The 13,759-nt window shown below is 71.1% G+C and carries 11 protein-coding genes; 3 read left to right on the top strand and 8 right to left on the bottom strand.

The genetic code is table 11. The features are described from left to right. Positions 1-72 precede the first annotated feature (72 nt). The 8 genes from ACTJI8_RS18085 to ACTJI8_RS18050 all read right to left on the bottom strand — a co-directional run bounded on the left by ACTJI8_RS18085 (position 73) and on the right by ACTJI8_RS18050 (position 10,090). Positions 73-960 (bottom strand): DUF1684 domain-containing protein, encoded by an 888-nt coding sequence (locus tag ACTJI8_RS18085; RefSeq protein WP_440734826.1) that lies wholly within the window; start codon positions 958-960, stop codon positions 73-75. After that, entirely contained in the window at positions 957-2,342 is a 1,386-nt protein-coding gene (locus ACTJI8_RS18080; RefSeq protein ID WP_440734825.1) for an NtaA/DmoA family FMN-dependent monooxygenase, read from the bottom strand. The genes ACTJI8_RS18085 and ACTJI8_RS18080 overlap by 4 nt, the downstream gene beginning before the upstream one ends. Positions 2,343-2,361: 19 nt before the next feature. Continuing rightward, positions 2,362-3,552 (bottom strand): LLM class flavin-dependent oxidoreductase, encoded by a 1,191-nt coding sequence (locus ACTJI8_RS18075; RefSeq protein WP_440734824.1) that lies wholly within the window; start codon positions 3,550-3,552, stop codon positions 2,362-2,364. Between the two features lie 86 nt (positions 3,553-3,638). Continuing rightward, the gene (locus ACTJI8_RS18070) at positions 3,639-4,661 is read right to left on the bottom strand and encodes an LLM class flavin-dependent oxidoreductase (protein WP_440734823.1); all 1,023 of its coding nucleotides are present in this window, start codon (positions 4,659-4,661) and stop codon (positions 3,639-3,641) included. Continuing rightward, positions 4,661-6,316 (bottom strand): ABC transporter substrate-binding protein, encoded by a 1,656-nt coding sequence (locus tag ACTJI8_RS18065; protein ID WP_440734822.1) that lies wholly within the window; start codon positions 6,314-6,316, stop codon positions 4,661-4,663. Before ACTJI8_RS18065 ends, ACTJI8_RS18070 begins: the two co-directional genes overlap by 1 nt. Before the next feature lie 62 nt (positions 6,317-6,378). Then, complete coding sequence (locus ACTJI8_RS18060; protein ID WP_440734821.1) at positions 6,379-8,076, bottom strand: dipeptide ABC transporter ATP-binding protein; 1,698 nt, start codon at positions 8,074-8,076, stop codon at positions 6,379-6,381. Continuing rightward, positions 8,073-9,026, bottom strand: coding sequence for an ABC transporter permease (locus ACTJI8_RS18055; protein ID WP_440734820.1), 954 nt, complete (start codon positions 9,024-9,026; stop codon positions 8,073-8,075). The genes ACTJI8_RS18060 and ACTJI8_RS18055 overlap by 4 nt, the downstream gene beginning before the upstream one ends. Then, on the bottom strand, positions 9,023-10,090 hold the full coding sequence (locus ACTJI8_RS18050; RefSeq protein WP_440734819.1) for an ABC transporter permease: 1,068 nt from the start codon (positions 10,088-10,090) through the stop codon (positions 9,023-9,025). The genes ACTJI8_RS18055 and ACTJI8_RS18050 overlap by 4 nt, the downstream gene beginning before the upstream one ends. A 268-nt stretch (positions 10,091-10,358) precedes the next feature. On the opposite strand from ACTJI8_RS18050, the gene ACTJI8_RS18045 reads away from it, so the two are divergent. From ACTJI8_RS18045 to ACTJI8_RS18035, 3 genes are read left to right on the top strand one after another with little or no spacing between them, the layout of a single operon-like run. Then, on the top strand, positions 10,359-11,090 hold the full coding sequence (locus ACTJI8_RS18045) for a GNAT family N-acetyltransferase (RefSeq protein WP_440734818.1): 732 nt from the start codon (positions 10,359-10,361) through the stop codon (positions 11,088-11,090). After that, complete coding sequence (locus ACTJI8_RS18040) at positions 11,087-12,409, top strand: O-acetylhomoserine aminocarboxypropyltransferase/cysteine synthase family protein (protein ID WP_440734817.1); 1,323 nt, start codon at positions 11,087-11,089, stop codon at positions 12,407-12,409. The genes ACTJI8_RS18045 and ACTJI8_RS18040 overlap by 4 nt, the downstream gene beginning before the upstream one ends. Further along, entirely contained in the window at positions 12,406-13,734 is a 1,329-nt protein-coding gene (locus tag ACTJI8_RS18035) for an NtaA/DmoA family FMN-dependent monooxygenase (protein WP_440734816.1), read from the top strand. Before ACTJI8_RS18040 ends, ACTJI8_RS18035 begins: the two co-directional genes overlap by 4 nt. Positions 13,735-13,759: the final 25 nt, after the last annotated feature.

Here is a 13,759-nt window from a genome sequence, read left to right as displayed (position 1 = left end):
ACGCGCGCAGCGCGACCGAGACGAAACGCGGTGCCCTCGCGAGAGCACCGCGTTTCGTCTCGCTGCGCTCGCTCAACGACCCCCGGGGTGTTCGGCTGGGATCAGGCCCTCGGCGGAGACCTCGCCGTGCACCCGTCGGTCCGGCGTCCGCTCCCCCGCGGTCACCGCCACGCGGAGCCTGTTCTCGGCAGGAGGCAGCGGGCAGGTGGCGAAGTCGGTGTAGGCGCACGGCAGGTTCGTCGCACGATTGAAGTCGATCACCGTCGTGTCGGATCCCTCGGCCACCTCGAACGACACGGTCCGGTTCGCGGCGTACGTGGTGACGCCGCTGGTCGCGTCGGTGAACAACGCGAACAGCGAACCGGGCCGGTGCCCGTCGAACGCGAGCAGCCGGAACGGCTCGTCGTCGACGAGGAACTCGACGTAGCCCGGGGAGTCGTACACGTGGCTGATGCCGTCGACGGCTGCACCGACCTCGATCGCCCGCGGCGCGACGAACCGGACGAACCGGCCCGGGATCCGCCAGCTCGGGTCCGCCGGGAACGCGGCCGTCCCCGTGTAGGTCGCCAGGAAGGGGAAGTCGGGACGGCGCGGACGCAGGATGTCCCGCCCGCCGCGCTTGGCGACCTCGACGACGCCGCCTTCGAAACCGACCGTCACGCCGTCGCGCTCCGCGAGGGGGCCGAACGCATGCGTGCCCGTGACCTCGGCGCCGTCGACGGTGAGCGTCTCGTCGTCCCCGAGGACCACGACGGGTCCGGTGACGCCGGTGAACCACTCGCCGGGCAGGCCGGGGTAGCGGCGCGGTTCCGCCGTCAGCCAGAACAGGCCGGTGACGGCGAGGAACCCGTGCGGGTCGGCACGGCGCTCCTCATGCGTTTCGTGCCAGTCCTCCCACTCCCGCGCGAACGCGTCCGCCGTCTCGGCGGGTGCCGTCTCGACCGCGGCCGGGAGCGTCATCGTGCCGTCTCCGTCGCTGCGGAGGCCAGGGCCTCGGAGCGCGCCGGCAACGGCAGACGCAGGTTCGCGCGCAGCGTCGTGCCGTCGTACTCGGTGCGCAGCGAACCGCGCTCCTGCAGCAGCGGCACGACCTCGTCGACGAACTCGTCGAGCCCCGAGGGCACGAGGTGGGAGCCGAGCACGACCCCGTCTCCGCCGTCCTCCTGCACGAAAGCGTCGAGCTGATCCGCGACCTGCGCGGCGGTGCCCACGTATCCCGGTCCGCGGCTGATCTCGTGCGCAAGGCCGCGCAGCGTGAGACCCCGCTCGTCGGCGAGCTCACGCCATCTGCGCACCGTCTCGAACCGATCCTGGAACACGAATGCGCGGCCCTGGATGATCGGCGGCGCTGCGGGGTCCGGGTCCACGTCCGGCAGCGGTCCGTCGGGGTCGTAGGCCGACAGATCGCGGTTCCACACCTGCTCGAACGTGACCTGGATGGTCTTGTCCGTCAGCTGCTGCTCGAGGATGTGGCGCGCCTTCTCCTCGGCGTCCGCGGCCGAGTCCCCGATCACGAATCCCGCCGCGGGCAGGATCTTGATCTCGTCCGGTCCGCGACCGAAACGGGCCGCGCGCTCCCGGATGTCGGCGGAGAACGCTTTGCCCTCGGCGAGCGTCGCGTAGGGCGAGAAGATCGCATCCGCCGTGGAGGCCGCGAAGTCGCGGCCCTGCGGCGAGACCCCGGCCTGCACGATCACCGGGCGCCCCTGCGGGCTGCGCGGCACGGTGAAGCGGCCCGCGATGTCGAACTGCGTGCTGGACTGGGCGAATGCGCCGGCGTCGGCGTCCGCGAGGAAGACGCCCGTCGCCTTGTCCGCGACGATCGCCTCCTCGGCCCACGAGTCCCACAGCCGGCGGATGGTCGCGACGGTCTCCTCCGCGCGCACGTAGCGTTCGCTGTGCGGAAGGAAGCCGCCACGGCGGAAGTTCGCGCCGGTGAAGGCGTCGAACGAGGTGACGACGTTCCATCCGGCCCGGCCGCCCGACAGGTGGTCCAGGCTGGCGATCTGGCGGGCGAGCTCGTAGGGCTCGTTGAACGTCGCGTTCAGCGTGCCCACCAGGCCGATGTGGTCGGTCACCGCGGCCAGCGCCGCGAGCACGGCGAGCGTGTCGGGGCGTCCCGCGATGTCGTGGTCGAAGATGCGGCCTGCCCTGGCGCGCAGGGCGAGCCCCTCCGCCAGGAAGAAGTAGTCGAAGCGCCCGCGCTCCGCCGTCTGCGCGACGTGCCGGAACGTGGAGAAGTCGATCTGACTGCCCGCATCCGGGTGCTCCCACAGGGTGTGCTCGTTCACTCCGCCGACGTACGCGGCGAGGATGATCTGCTTGCGTGCTCTCGTGGTCATGGTGTTCTCCTCTGATCGATCAGACGGCGGCGTAACGACTGGGGACGTGCTCGGGCAGGCCGAGCAGCCCGCGCAGGGTGCCCGCCTCGTAGGCGTCGTGGAAGAGGCCTCGTGCGCGCAGCTCCGCGGCGAACGCGCCGGCGATGCGGGGCAGGTCGTCGGTCAGCACCCCGGGGCGCAGGCGGACCCCGGCGTAACCGAGGGCTCCGAGCTGGGCGACGAGGTCGGCGAGCTCGGATGCGGAGCCGGTGAAGACACGCGCGTCGCTCGCGAGCGGGCGGCCGAGCGCGTCGAGACGCCGGAGTCGATCGGCGGCGGACTCCCCGTCCGGATCGTCGAGGAACACCACGAGATCGGCGAAGACCTGGAGGGGCTCTCCCCCGCGGCCGTCCGCGGCGGCGGCGACCTCCGTCAGGATCCGCTCCGCGTGCGCGGCGTCGGCCGGGGTGACGAAGACGAGGTCCGCCGAGCGCGCGGCCAGCCGGTAGGGCACCTCGGCGTGCGCGAGCGCGGCGACGACCGGCTGGCCCTGGGGCGGGCGCGGGGTGATCGACGGCCCTCGCACACTGAACCAGCGGCCCTCGAAGTCGATCTCGTGCACCTTGTCAGCGTCGAGGAACCGGTCGGTCGCGACGTCGCGGATCTCGGCATCGTCCTCCCAGCTGTCCCAGAGCCGCCGAACGACCTCGACGTGGTCGGCGGCCTCGTCGAAGAGCTCGCCGACCAGGGCGTCGAAGGCAGGATCGCCCCAGGCGATCTGATCGCCAGGGTGCGCGCGGCGCCCGAAATGGGCGGCCTCGTCGGCCCGCCCGGACACCTTCACCTGCCACCCCGCGCGGCCCTCGCTCGCGAAGTCGAGCGTGGCGATGCCCGTGGAGACGTGGAACGGCTCGGTGTGCGTGGTCGTCACGGTCGGGATCAGCCCGATGCGAGAGGTGACGGGCGCCACACGGGACGCGATCAGCAGGGCGTCCAGGCGTCCGCGCACCTCGTCGGTGCGTTCGTCCCCGCGGACGGGATCCGAGGACTGCAGCGCGAGGGAGTCCTCGATCGTGACGAAGTCGAGGAGCCCTTCCTCCGCGGTGCGGACGAGGTCGGTCCAGTACCCGGGGGTGAACAGCTCGGCGGGCCGCGATGACGGCTCCCGCCAGGAGGCAGGGTGCCAGCCGGCGCCCTCGAGGGCGACGCCGACGCGAAGTCGTGAACTCATGATGTGCTCCTTGTCTGGGACGGTCAATGTGTCTGGGACGGTCAATGTGTCTGGGGCGGTCGAGGGGACGATCGAGAGGGGACCCGCTACGCGGCGGCCGAGGCGAGCGCCCCGGCGGCCGGCACCCAGCCGAGTCGGGGCAGGACCGCGTGGCGGATGTCGGAGAGGATCTGCCGGTAGTCGTCGAGCGACAGCGCGTACGGCAGCGCGATGCGCAGCTCGGTGAGGCCGTCGATCGCGGGGTCGGAGGCGAGCCGCTCGACGATCTCCTCGGCGGTGCCGAACAGGTCGCGTTGGAACAGGTGCCCGTTCGTGGGCTGCTCGGTGCGCGCCTGCCTGCTCTCTGCGAACGCGGTGTACCGCTCGCGCTGATCCGCCGTGGCGCTGTCGACCGGCAGGATCACCCGCTCGACGCCGACCGATCCCGTGCCTGCGCCGGCGAAGTGCGCGTGGTAATCATCGATGTGGGCGCGCTGCGCGTCCTCGAAGGAGGCGGCTCCCGCGGCGGCCGTGATGTTCCCGAGCAGGAGCTTGAGCCCCTGGTCGGCGGCCCAGCGCACCGAGCGGGCGGATCCGCCGCCGAGCCACACCCGATCCCGCAGGCCCGCGATGTGCGGCTGCACCCGCGGGGTCTGCGGGCCGTACGGCGTGGGGATGTCCGCGCCGAGCGCGTGGCCTTCCAGCGCCTCGAGGAAGCGTCCGATCAGGACGTAGGCGTCGACGTCGCCGTCGTCCTCGATGCGGCCGAGGTGTCGCAGCAGCGCCCCGTGCGGCGCGGACGAACTGACTCCGACGTTCAACCGCCCGTTCGACAGGGCATCGACCGTGCCGAAGTCCTCAGCGAGGCGGAACGGCGTCTCGTAGCCGAGCGGCACCACCGCCGTCTCCAGGCGGATCCGCTCGGTGCGCTGCGTGGCTGCGGCGAGGAAGGTCAGCGCCGACGAGACGCCGCGCTCGAGATGGCGCTGGCGGATCCCGGCCACCTGCAGACCGATCTCCTCGGCGAACTCGAACAGCCGCAGCGTGTCCTCGAGCCCTGCCGTGGGATCGGCCTCGGGGTAGTTCCCGGCCAGAGTGAAGCCGGCGGAGGCGATGGTCGCGGTGCTCATCAGTGTGCGTCCTTCCAGGCGGAGACCAGCGAGTCCAGACGTGAGTCCGCTCCGAGCCGGATGCCGTGCACGGTGGACTGGGTCGACAGGATCGAGGTGAGCTCGTGCACCGGGATCTGGTAGTACTGCGCCGCGATGCGCGCCTGCGCCTCGGCGAGGATCTTGTCGCGCGCGGCGGGGTTGCCCGCCGCCAGCTGCCCCTGCAGCAGCGTCTCGAGCTCGGGGTCATCGATATGCAGCTTCGTGGTGGCCTTGGAGTACTGCGTGCGCAGCACATCGCCGTCGGCGCGGGAGAGGTTGCCCCACACGATGTCGAAGTCGCCCGACGCCTGCTTCGCGAGGAACTCGGGCACGGTGCTGCCGGAGAGGACCACGTCGATGCCGACCTTCTTGAGCTGCTGCTGGATGAGTTCGAGCGAGGTCTGGTTCGGCCCGAAGTTCGTGATCCACGCCAGCTGCAGCGTCAGCGGGGTGCCGCCCTTGGTACGGATCCCGTTCGCGCCCTTGGTCCAGCCCGCCTTGTCGAGGAGCGCCCCGGCGCGCTTCGGGTCGTACGAGAAATGCTTGCCCTCGTCGGCCCAGGACGGCGTGTTCTTCGCCAGCGTGCTCGTGGCGACGTTGAAGAGCTTGTTCAGGGCGGTGTCCCGCACGACCGTCGGATCGATCGCCGCGGAGATGGCCTCCCGCACGGCGATGTCCGAGACGATGGGGCGGGCCAGATTGAACGAGAGTCCGAAGCTGATGCCCGGATTGCCGCGCGAGATCAGCGGGTACCCGGCGTCCTGAAGCGTCTGCACATCGGTGGGCTGGACGCCGCCGATGACATCGACCTGGTCGCTGGTCAGGCTGCCGGTGCGCACGCCCGCCTCGGGCGCGACCTGGAACGTGACGGTGTCGAGGTGGGCGCGACCGGTGTTGCCGAGCGCTTTGGGCGCCCAGGCGTAGTTCTTGCGGGCGGCGAGCACGGTCGAGACGTTCTTGGTGTAGCTGTCGAGCGTGAACGGGCCGGTGCCGACGATGGCCTTGCCGTCGGCGCGGTTGGCGAAGGGCACGGCGAGGGTGGCGTTGCCGACGATGCCCAGGCCGACGCTGGCCGTCGAGTTCGGGAACGCGGCGTTCGGGGTGCTGAAGTCGACCTCGACCGTGTCGTCGTCGATGACCTTGGTCTCCTTGTAGCCGACGAAGTTGCTGGTCGTCTGCGTCAGGGCGCCTCCGGTCTGGATGTCGTCGAAGGTGGCCTTGACGTTCGCCGCGGTGAACGGCGTGCCATCGGAGAAGGTGACGCCGTGACGCAGCTCGAAGGTGAACGATGTCGCGTCGGCGTTGCTCTTGTACGAGGTGGCGAGCCACGGCTCGAGCTCGTCGGTCTGGGGGTTCTGGTAGAGCAGGGAGTCGACCAGCTGCCGGGTGACGTACCAGGTGTCGTTGCCGGAGCCGATCCCGGAGGGGTTCAGTGAGATCGGGTCGTTGGCGATCGCGAACGTGAGCGCCCCGCCGTCGACGGGCTTGGCTCCGGCACTCGTCGGTGCGGCCGCGGGCGCGGCGGGCGCGCAGGCGCTGAGGGCGAGGCCGGCGATGACGGCGATCGAGGCGAGCGCCGTCGTTCGCAGGCGCAGGGCGGCGCGCGGGCGCGACGCCGTTCGGGTCGGGTTCATGGTGGCTCCTTGGTGGGGGTGCCGTCCGGTGCGGGACGGAGGGGGAATCGGGTGGGAGATGGTCAGAGGGCGATCCGCAGGCCGCCGGGGATCGCGTCGAGCAGGGTGCGGGTGTACTCGGTGCGCGGGTAGTCGAAGATCTCCCGCGCGATGCCGGACTCGACGATGCGACCGCGCTGCATGACGCCGACGGTGTGCGCGATCTGCCGGACGACGGCGAGGTCGTGCGAGATGAAGAGGTAGCTGAGGCCGAATTCGCGCTGGATGGTGCTGAGCAGCGTGAGGATCTGGTGCTGGATCGACACGTCGAGGGCGGAGACGGGCTCGTCCAGCACGATGAGCTCGGGCGAGATCGCGAGCGCACGGGCGATCGCGACGCGCTGCCGTTGCCCGCCGGACAGCTCCGATGGCTTGCGCTGCAGCACCGAGGAAGGCAGTGCGACGACGTCGACGAGTTCCGCGGCGCGGGCGCGGCGCTGGGTCCGGTCTCCGAGGCGGTACGCGATCAGCGGGTCGCTGATGATGCGCTCGATGGTCAGTCGCGGATTCAGCGCGGCATAGGGGTTCTGCTGCACGAGCTGCACCCGGCGGCGCAGCTGTCGCAGCTCCGCGCCGTGGAGTGCGGTGACGTCGGCGCCGTCGAACCGGACGGTGCCGGAGGTCGGGTCGGTGAGGCGCAGCGCCAGCCGGGCGGTGGTCGTCTTGCCCGACCCCGACTCGCCGACCAGGGCGAGCGTCTGGCCGCGTTCGATCCGGAAGCCGACGCCGTCGACGGCGCGCTGCACGGCCCCGCCCGTCCCGGGCACCGCGAACTCCTTCACGAGCGCGTCGACTTCCAGCACGGGCTCGACGACGGCCGGGCTGGTCGGCGGCACTCCCGCGTCCCGGGCGGCGAAGGGATCGCCGGGGCGTCCGCGCAGCACGATCGGCGCTGAGGCTGCGGCGATCACCGGCTCGTGACGCGCGTTCAGGCCGGGGGCGGCCGCGATCAGCTGACGGGTGTACGGATGCTCGGGCGCCAGCAGCACCTGCTCGGGGGTGCCCTCCTCGACGATGCGGCCCTGGGACATCACGATGATGCGATCGGCGCGGTCCGCGGCGACGCCGAGATCGTGCGTGATGAGCAGCAGGCTCGCCCCGCGCTCGCGCTTGAGCCCGTCCAGATGGTCGAGGATCTGCCGCTGCACGGTGACGTCGAGCGCGCTCGTCGGCTCGTCGGCGATGATCAGCTGCGGGTCGGCCGCGATCGCGATCGCGATGAGAACGCGCTGCCGCATCCCCCCGGACAACTCGTGCGGATACTGGCGGGCGCGCAGCGCGGCATCGGGGAGCCCGGCGCGCTCCAGCGCCTGCACCGCGCGCTCCGCGGCGCCCTGCCGATCGGCGAGCCCGTGCACGCGCAGCACCTCGGCGACCTGCGTGCCGATGCGTTGAACCGGGTTGAGGCTCACCGTCGGGTCCTGCGGCACGAACCCGATCCGGCGTCCGCGCACCGAGCGCAATGCCGCGTTCGACGCCGCGGCCAGGTCGGTTCCGTCGAAGCGGATGGCGCCGGAGGCGATGTCCGCCGCACCGGGGAGCAGCCGGATCACGGCGTGCACGGTCGTCGACTTGCCGGATCCGGATTCGCCGACGATCGCGACGGTCTCGCCGTGCGCGACCGACAGGCTCACGTCGCGCACTGCTTCGACGCGTCCGCGCGACGTCCGGTACGCCACCGACAGCGACTCGATCTCCAGCAGCGGGCTCTGCGCGTTCATGATCCGTCCGTCCGTTCGGTGTCGAGCCCCCGTGCGAGCCGGTTCGCGGCGAGGACGGTGAGGGCGATGACGAGTCCCGGGATGGTGGTGAGCCACCAGGCGTTGCGGAGGAAGTCGCGGCCGCCGGACACCAGGGCGCCCCATTCGGGCGCAGGCGCGGGCGCGCCGTATCCGAGGAAGCTGAGCGCGGAGACGGCGAGGATCGCGCCCCCGAACTCGAGCACGCCGAGGGCGATCACCGGCCCGGTGGAGTTGGGCAGGACGTGCCGGAGAAGCAGCCGGATCCAGCTGTTGCCCGAGGCGCGCGCGGCCTCGACGTAGGCGGAGCCGCGCACCTTGATGACCTCGGCGCGCATGATGCGCGACACCGAGGCGACGCTCGCGATACCGACGGCGATCGCGACGTTGACGGTGCCGAAGCCCAGAGCCGTGATGACGGCGAGCGAGAGCAGCAGGCTCGGGATCGCCAGGAGCACGTCCGCGGCCCGCATCAGGACGGCGTCGGTCCGGCCACCGGCGAAACCGCTCAGCAGGCCGATCGCGGATCCCGCGATCACACCCACGGCCACGGCCAGCGACGCGGCGCTGATCGTCAACGAGGTGCCGTGCACGACCCGGGTGTAGAGGTCGCGCCCGATCTGGTCGGTACCGAACCAGTGCGCCGCGGAGGGCGCCTGGAGGTGATCGGCGGGGACGCCGGCCAGCGGATCGCCAGGAGCGAGCAGAACCGGTGCGACCGCGGCGACGAGCACGACGACCAACCAGAGCAGGGAGGCGGCGGCCGCCGGGCGCCGGGCGAACCAGCTCCGCCTGCGCGAGCTGGACGCCTCGCGACCGCGGTGCGAGGCGCGCTCCGCGACCGCGTCGTCGAACCGGTTCGCGGCCGTCCCGCCGAATCCGTCCGCGGGGTGCTGGGTGCCGTCGGGCAGCAGGGCGACGGTGTCGCTCATCGGACTTCCTCCAGGACGGCGTCGATGTCGACCGAGGTCGACGCGGCGGCAGCGGGGGTCGTGGTGGGGGTCGCGGCGCGCGGGCGACGCCGGCGGCGCGGCGCCGATGTCAGCTCGATCCGCGGATCCAGGAGCGGATAGATCAGATCCACGACGAGATTCACGGTGACGAAGACGACAGCGGCGAACAGCACGACGCCCTGGACCACGGGGATGTCCTGCTGCTGCACGGCCGTCGCGGTGACCCGGCCGATGCCCGGTCGGGAGAAGACCGTCTCGGTGACGACCGTGCCGCTGAGCAGCTGACCGACGATGAGTCCCGTCACCGTCAGCGCCGGCAGCGCCGCGTTGCGCAGCGCGTGGTGCAGATGGATCCGTGCACGGCCCGCGCCCTTGGCTCGGGCGGTGTCGATGTAGGGCTCGCGCAGCGCGGCCGTGAGGCTCTTCGACAGCAGCTGGGCGATCATCGCTCCGGTCGGCAACGCGAGGGCGACGGACGGGAGCACGAGCGAGGGGAAGCCGCGGTCTCCCATCGCGGGGAACAGCGGCAGCTGGAACGAGAACAGCTGGATGAGGATCAGTCCGAACCAGAACGCCGGAATGGCGACGCCGAGCGGCGGCAGTCCGAGCAGGAAGGTCGACAGCGCACGGCTGCGCACGAACGTCGCGACCACGGCGAGCGCGGCGCCGGTGAGCACGGCGATGGCGAAGCCGAGGCCCGCGAGCTGCAGGGTCGGCGGGATCGCCTCGCCGATCACCTGCGAGACGGGTCGCCCCGTGTCGATCGACGTGCCCAGGTCGCCCGTGAGCGCGTGGCCCAGGCGCAGCACGTACTGCACGAGGAGGGGCCGATCGAGCCCGTACTTCGCCTTCAGCGCGGCGAGCTGCTCCGGGGTGATGTCGCTGGCGTCGCCGCCGGTCTTGAGCGCCACCGGATCGCTGGGCAGCGCGTAGAGCACGAGGAACGACACCGTATACGCGGCCCAGAGCACGATCACTGCCTGGCCGAGTCTCGATGCGACAAAGCGCGCAACGGCCGATCGAGACGAGTTCGCAGTCGACATGGGTGCTCCTTTCGCGCTTCGCAGCATGGATCCGGGGAATCGGCGGAGCACGAGGGCTCCGTTCGAGCGATGCTCCCATCGGCGGCGGTACGGGTCGCGAGAAGGGGTCATCGGCTGATGCAGACGGTCAAGAACCGTCGTGCTCCGTCACGCGGCGTCGCATCGTGTCACCGGGCGACACAGTCGGCTGCAGCCCTCGCCGAGAGCGCCACGCGGTACCTACTGTTGGTGTCCCTGACCCATCGAATGCAGGAGAGGGATCCGCATCATGGCATCCACAACCTCGGGCGACCACGTGCTCGACAACCCGGCGTGGCATGCACTGACCGGCCCGCACGCCGCGTTCGCGCTCGGCGGCGACCTGGTACGCCGGTATCCGTCCGACGTCGCCCCCTTCGTCGCGGTGCGCACCTGGGAGGACCCGACCGTATGGCAGGCCCTCGCCGAGCTGGTCGGCCCCGGGCAGGAGATCGGCATCTCGGGCGCCGATCCCGCACTCCCCGTGGGGTGGGAGGAGCTCGGCCGTGGCGAGGGAGTGCAGCTGGTGCAGACCGACGCGCTGCGACCGGTCCCGGACGACGAGGCGATCGAGCTGGGTGCTGACGACGTTCCCGAGATGCTCGCCCTCGTCGAGCGCAACCAGCCGGGCCCCTTCCGTCCTCGCACGGTCGAACTGGGTCGCTACATCGGGATCCGGCGCGGGGGCCGCCTCATCGCGATGGCCGGGGAACGACTGCATCCGCAGGGGTGGACGGAGATCAGCGCGGTCTCGACGGATGCGGAGCACCGCGGTCAGGGCATCGCATCGCGTCTCGTCCTCGATGTCGCCTTCCACATCCAGCGGCGCGGAGACAAGGCGCTGCTGCACGCGGCGGCGACGAACGTCGGAGCCATCCGCGTCTATGAGCGCCTCGGGTTCGTCCTGCGCCGGCACACCACTTTTCTCGCTGTCCGCACGCCCGCCGCCGCGGACGACCGCGTGCTTGCGGAGACGCGATGACCCGTTCCTCCGGCTTCGGCTTCGCGACCAGGCAGCTGCACGCGGGCGCCGACTCCGCTGATCCGCATCGGCCGCGTGCCACGCCGATCCACCTCAGCGCGGGTTTCGTGTTCGACGATTTCGACGAGGCGCACGCACGGTTCGCGGGGTCCGCGGACGGGTTCTCCTACACCCGGGTGTCGAATCCCACGAATGCCGCTGCGGAACGTCGCATCGCCGATCTGGAGTCCGGTGCCGGAGCCCTCCTGGTGGGCAGCGGGCAAGCGGCCGTCGCGGTCACGCTCCTGTCCCTCGTCTCCGCGGGCGATCACATCCTCGCCTCACCGAGCATCTATGAGGGCACCCGAGAGCTTCTGCGCGACGACCTCTCCCGCCTGGGCGTGCACACCTCGTTCGTCTCGGAGCTGAACGACCTCGCCGCCTGGGAGGCCGGGATCCGGCCGGAGACCCGCGCACTGTTCGCCGAATCGATCGCGAACCCGAAGAACGAACTGCTCGACATCGCCGGCGTCGCCGCGATCGCCCGGCGGCATGGGATCCCCCTCATCGTCGACAACACGCTGGCGACGCCCTACCTGCTGCGTCCGATCGAGCACGGCGCGGACGTCGTGGTGCACTCGGCGAGCAAGTTCCTCGCCGGTCACGGCACCGTGCTCGGCGGTGTCATCGTCGACGGCGGACGCTTTCCCTGGGATGCCCAGGCCACCCGGTACCCACAGCTCGCCGTCGACCGCGGGGCGGACGGACTGACCCGGGTCGAGCGCTCGGGAGCGGGCGCGTTCCTGGAGCAGGCCAGGCACGTCGCGATGCGCTACGGTCCCACCCCCTCTCCGTTCAACGCCTTCCTGATCCTGCAGGGCATCGAAACGCTGTCCCTGCGCGTGCAGCGGCAGTCGGCGACGGCCCTGCGCCTCGCCCAGTGGCTGGAGAGCCACCCGGCGGTCGCATCGGTGGACTACAGCGGCCTGTCATCGAGCCCGCAGCGACGGCTCGCCGAGCACTACCTCCCACGGGGCCACGGCGCCGTTCTCTCCGTCACCGTGCACGGCGGACGCGATGCCGCGCGCGCGTTCACGGATGCGCTGGGCCTGTTCACCCGGATGACTCATCTCGGCGACACCCGTTCGCTCGTGCTGCACCCGGCATCGACGACGCACGTGCTGCGCGGCGAGACCGAGCTCGCCGCGGCCGGCATCGGGCAGGGGCTGCTGCGCCTGTCGATCGGGCTGGAGGATCCGGAAGACCTCATCGCCGACCTCGATCAGGCGCTCACCGTGGCGTCCGAGGCGGAGATCCTCACGAGAGCAGGAGTGAGATGACCCGTCCCCAGCACTTCGGCTGGTTCTTGTCACGCGGCTTCGGCCCGCACGGCTGGGCCCGCCCGTACCAGGAATGGAACTACGCCTGGCAGCGTCCCGACATCTATCAGCAGTCCGCTCGGGACCTGGAGCAGGCCGGGTTCGATTTCGTCCTCATCGAGGACGCACTGTCGGTCGGGATCACCCCCGCGACGCTGGATCTGCGGGTGCGCAAGGCGTACGGCGGCCCCAAGCACGACCCCTGGACACTTGCCCCGTACCTGTTCGCGGCGACCAGCCACCTCGGTGTGATCCCGACGGCGAATCCCGCGGCGTACCCGCCCTACCTCGCGGCACGGCAGTTCGCATCGCTCGCACATCTGAGCGGCAACCGCCTGGGTCTCAACGTGGTCACGGACGTCGGCAGCGCCCATCACTTCGGCACCGACCGGCTGCCGCACGATCAGGCCTACGACAGGGCGCAGGAGTGGCTGGACGCGTTGCGGCTGCTCTGGCACAGCTGGGACGACGACGCGCTCATCGCCGACCCGATCTCGCAGGTGTACGCCGACGGATCCAAGATCCGAGCTGTGCAGCACCGCGGGCATTACTTCTCGTTCGATGGGCCGCTCAACGCCGAACCGCTGCCGGCCGGGGATCCCATCGTCGCCTCACCCGGCGGGTCGCCACGCGGGATCGATTTCGCCGGACGCAACTCCGAGATCCAGCTCGCGCTCTCGAATCTCGACGTCGAGAGCATCCGGGCGTACCGCACGCGCGTGCACGAGGCTGCGGCCGCGCAGGGGCGCACCCCGGAGGACATCTCGATCCTGTTCGTGTTCAAGCCGATCGTTGCGGCGAGCGTCGAAGAAGCCGACCGCATCGTGCGGGCGTCGCTGTCCCCCAGCGAGGCGGCGCTTCGGGAGGTCGCGGAGGCCTGGTCCAGCGACCTGGAGACGGATCTGACGGCGTTCGATCTGGACAGTCCCCTGGATCCCGCCGCCGCATTCGGCGATCACGTGTCGAAGGGCACGATACGGGGACTCCTCGGCCACCACGACTCCTTCGACGGGGTGCCGCTGCGGGAGATCCTGGCCGGCAAGGCGCGGCTGGGCCGCATCACCGACGGTCGCGGCGGGACGGTCGGCACCGCGGAGGAGATCGCCGATGTCATCCAAGCGCTCGGCGACGACGCCGACAACGACGGCCTCATCTTCTCCGGCGACCTGCACCCGGTCACGATCCACCGCACGCTCGATGAACTCGTGCCGGTGCTTCGTCGCCGCGGCATCCTGCGCGACGGCTATGCCGACGGCGGTCTGCGCGCCAACCTGACGTCATTCTGACCAAGACATCACTCTCGGAGGCAAG

It is taken from the genome of Microbacterium sp. 22303, assembly GCF_052045265.1.
Taxonomy (GTDB): domain Bacteria; phylum Actinomycetota; class Actinomycetes; order Actinomycetales; family Microbacteriaceae; genus Microbacterium.
This window is presented reverse-complemented; position numbering and strand designations above follow the sequence as displayed.

What these genes read in the sequence shown, in the direction of transcription:
- ACTJI8_RS18070 (WP_440734823.1), bottom strand. Translation starts at nt 4,661, where the DNA reads ATGAGCACCGCGACCATCGCCTCCGCCGGCTTCACTCTGGCCGGGAAC.
- ACTJI8_RS18075 (WP_440734824.1), bottom strand. Translation starts at nt 3,552, where the DNA reads ATGAGTTCACGACTTCGCGTCGGCGTCGCCCTCGAGGGCGCCGGCTGG.
- ACTJI8_RS18085 (WP_440734826.1), bottom strand. Translation starts at nt 960, where the DNA reads ATGACGCTCCCGGCCGCGGTCGAGACGGCACCCGCCGAGACGGCGGAC.
- ACTJI8_RS18080 (WP_440734825.1), bottom strand. Translation starts at nt 2,342, where the DNA reads ATGACCACGAGAGCACGCAAGCAGATCATCCTCGCCGCGTACGTCGGC.
- ACTJI8_RS18055 (WP_440734820.1), bottom strand. Translation starts at nt 9,026, where the DNA reads ATGAGCGACACCGTCGCCCTGCTGCCCGACGGCACCCAGCACCCCGCG.
- ACTJI8_RS18060 (WP_440734821.1), bottom strand. Translation starts at nt 8,076, where the DNA reads ATGAACGCGCAGAGCCCGCTGCTGGAGATCGAGTCGCTGTCGGTGGCG.
- ACTJI8_RS18045 (WP_440734818.1), top strand. Translation starts at nt 10,359, where the DNA reads ATGGCATCCACAACCTCGGGCGACCACGTGCTCGACAACCCGGCGTGG.
- ACTJI8_RS18050 (WP_440734819.1), bottom strand. Translation starts at nt 10,090, where the DNA reads ATGTCGACTGCGAACTCGTCTCGATCGGCCGTTGCGCGCTTTGTCGCA.
- ACTJI8_RS18040 (WP_440734817.1), top strand. Translation starts at nt 11,087, where the DNA reads ATGACCCGTTCCTCCGGCTTCGGCTTCGCGACCAGGCAGCTGCACGCG.
- ACTJI8_RS18035 (WP_440734816.1), top strand. Translation starts at nt 12,406, where the DNA reads ATGACCCGTCCCCAGCACTTCGGCTGGTTCTTGTCACGCGGCTTCGGC.
- ACTJI8_RS18065 (WP_440734822.1), bottom strand. Translation starts at nt 6,316, where the DNA reads ATGAACCCGACCCGAACGGCGTCGCGCCCGCGCGCCGCCCTGCGCCTG.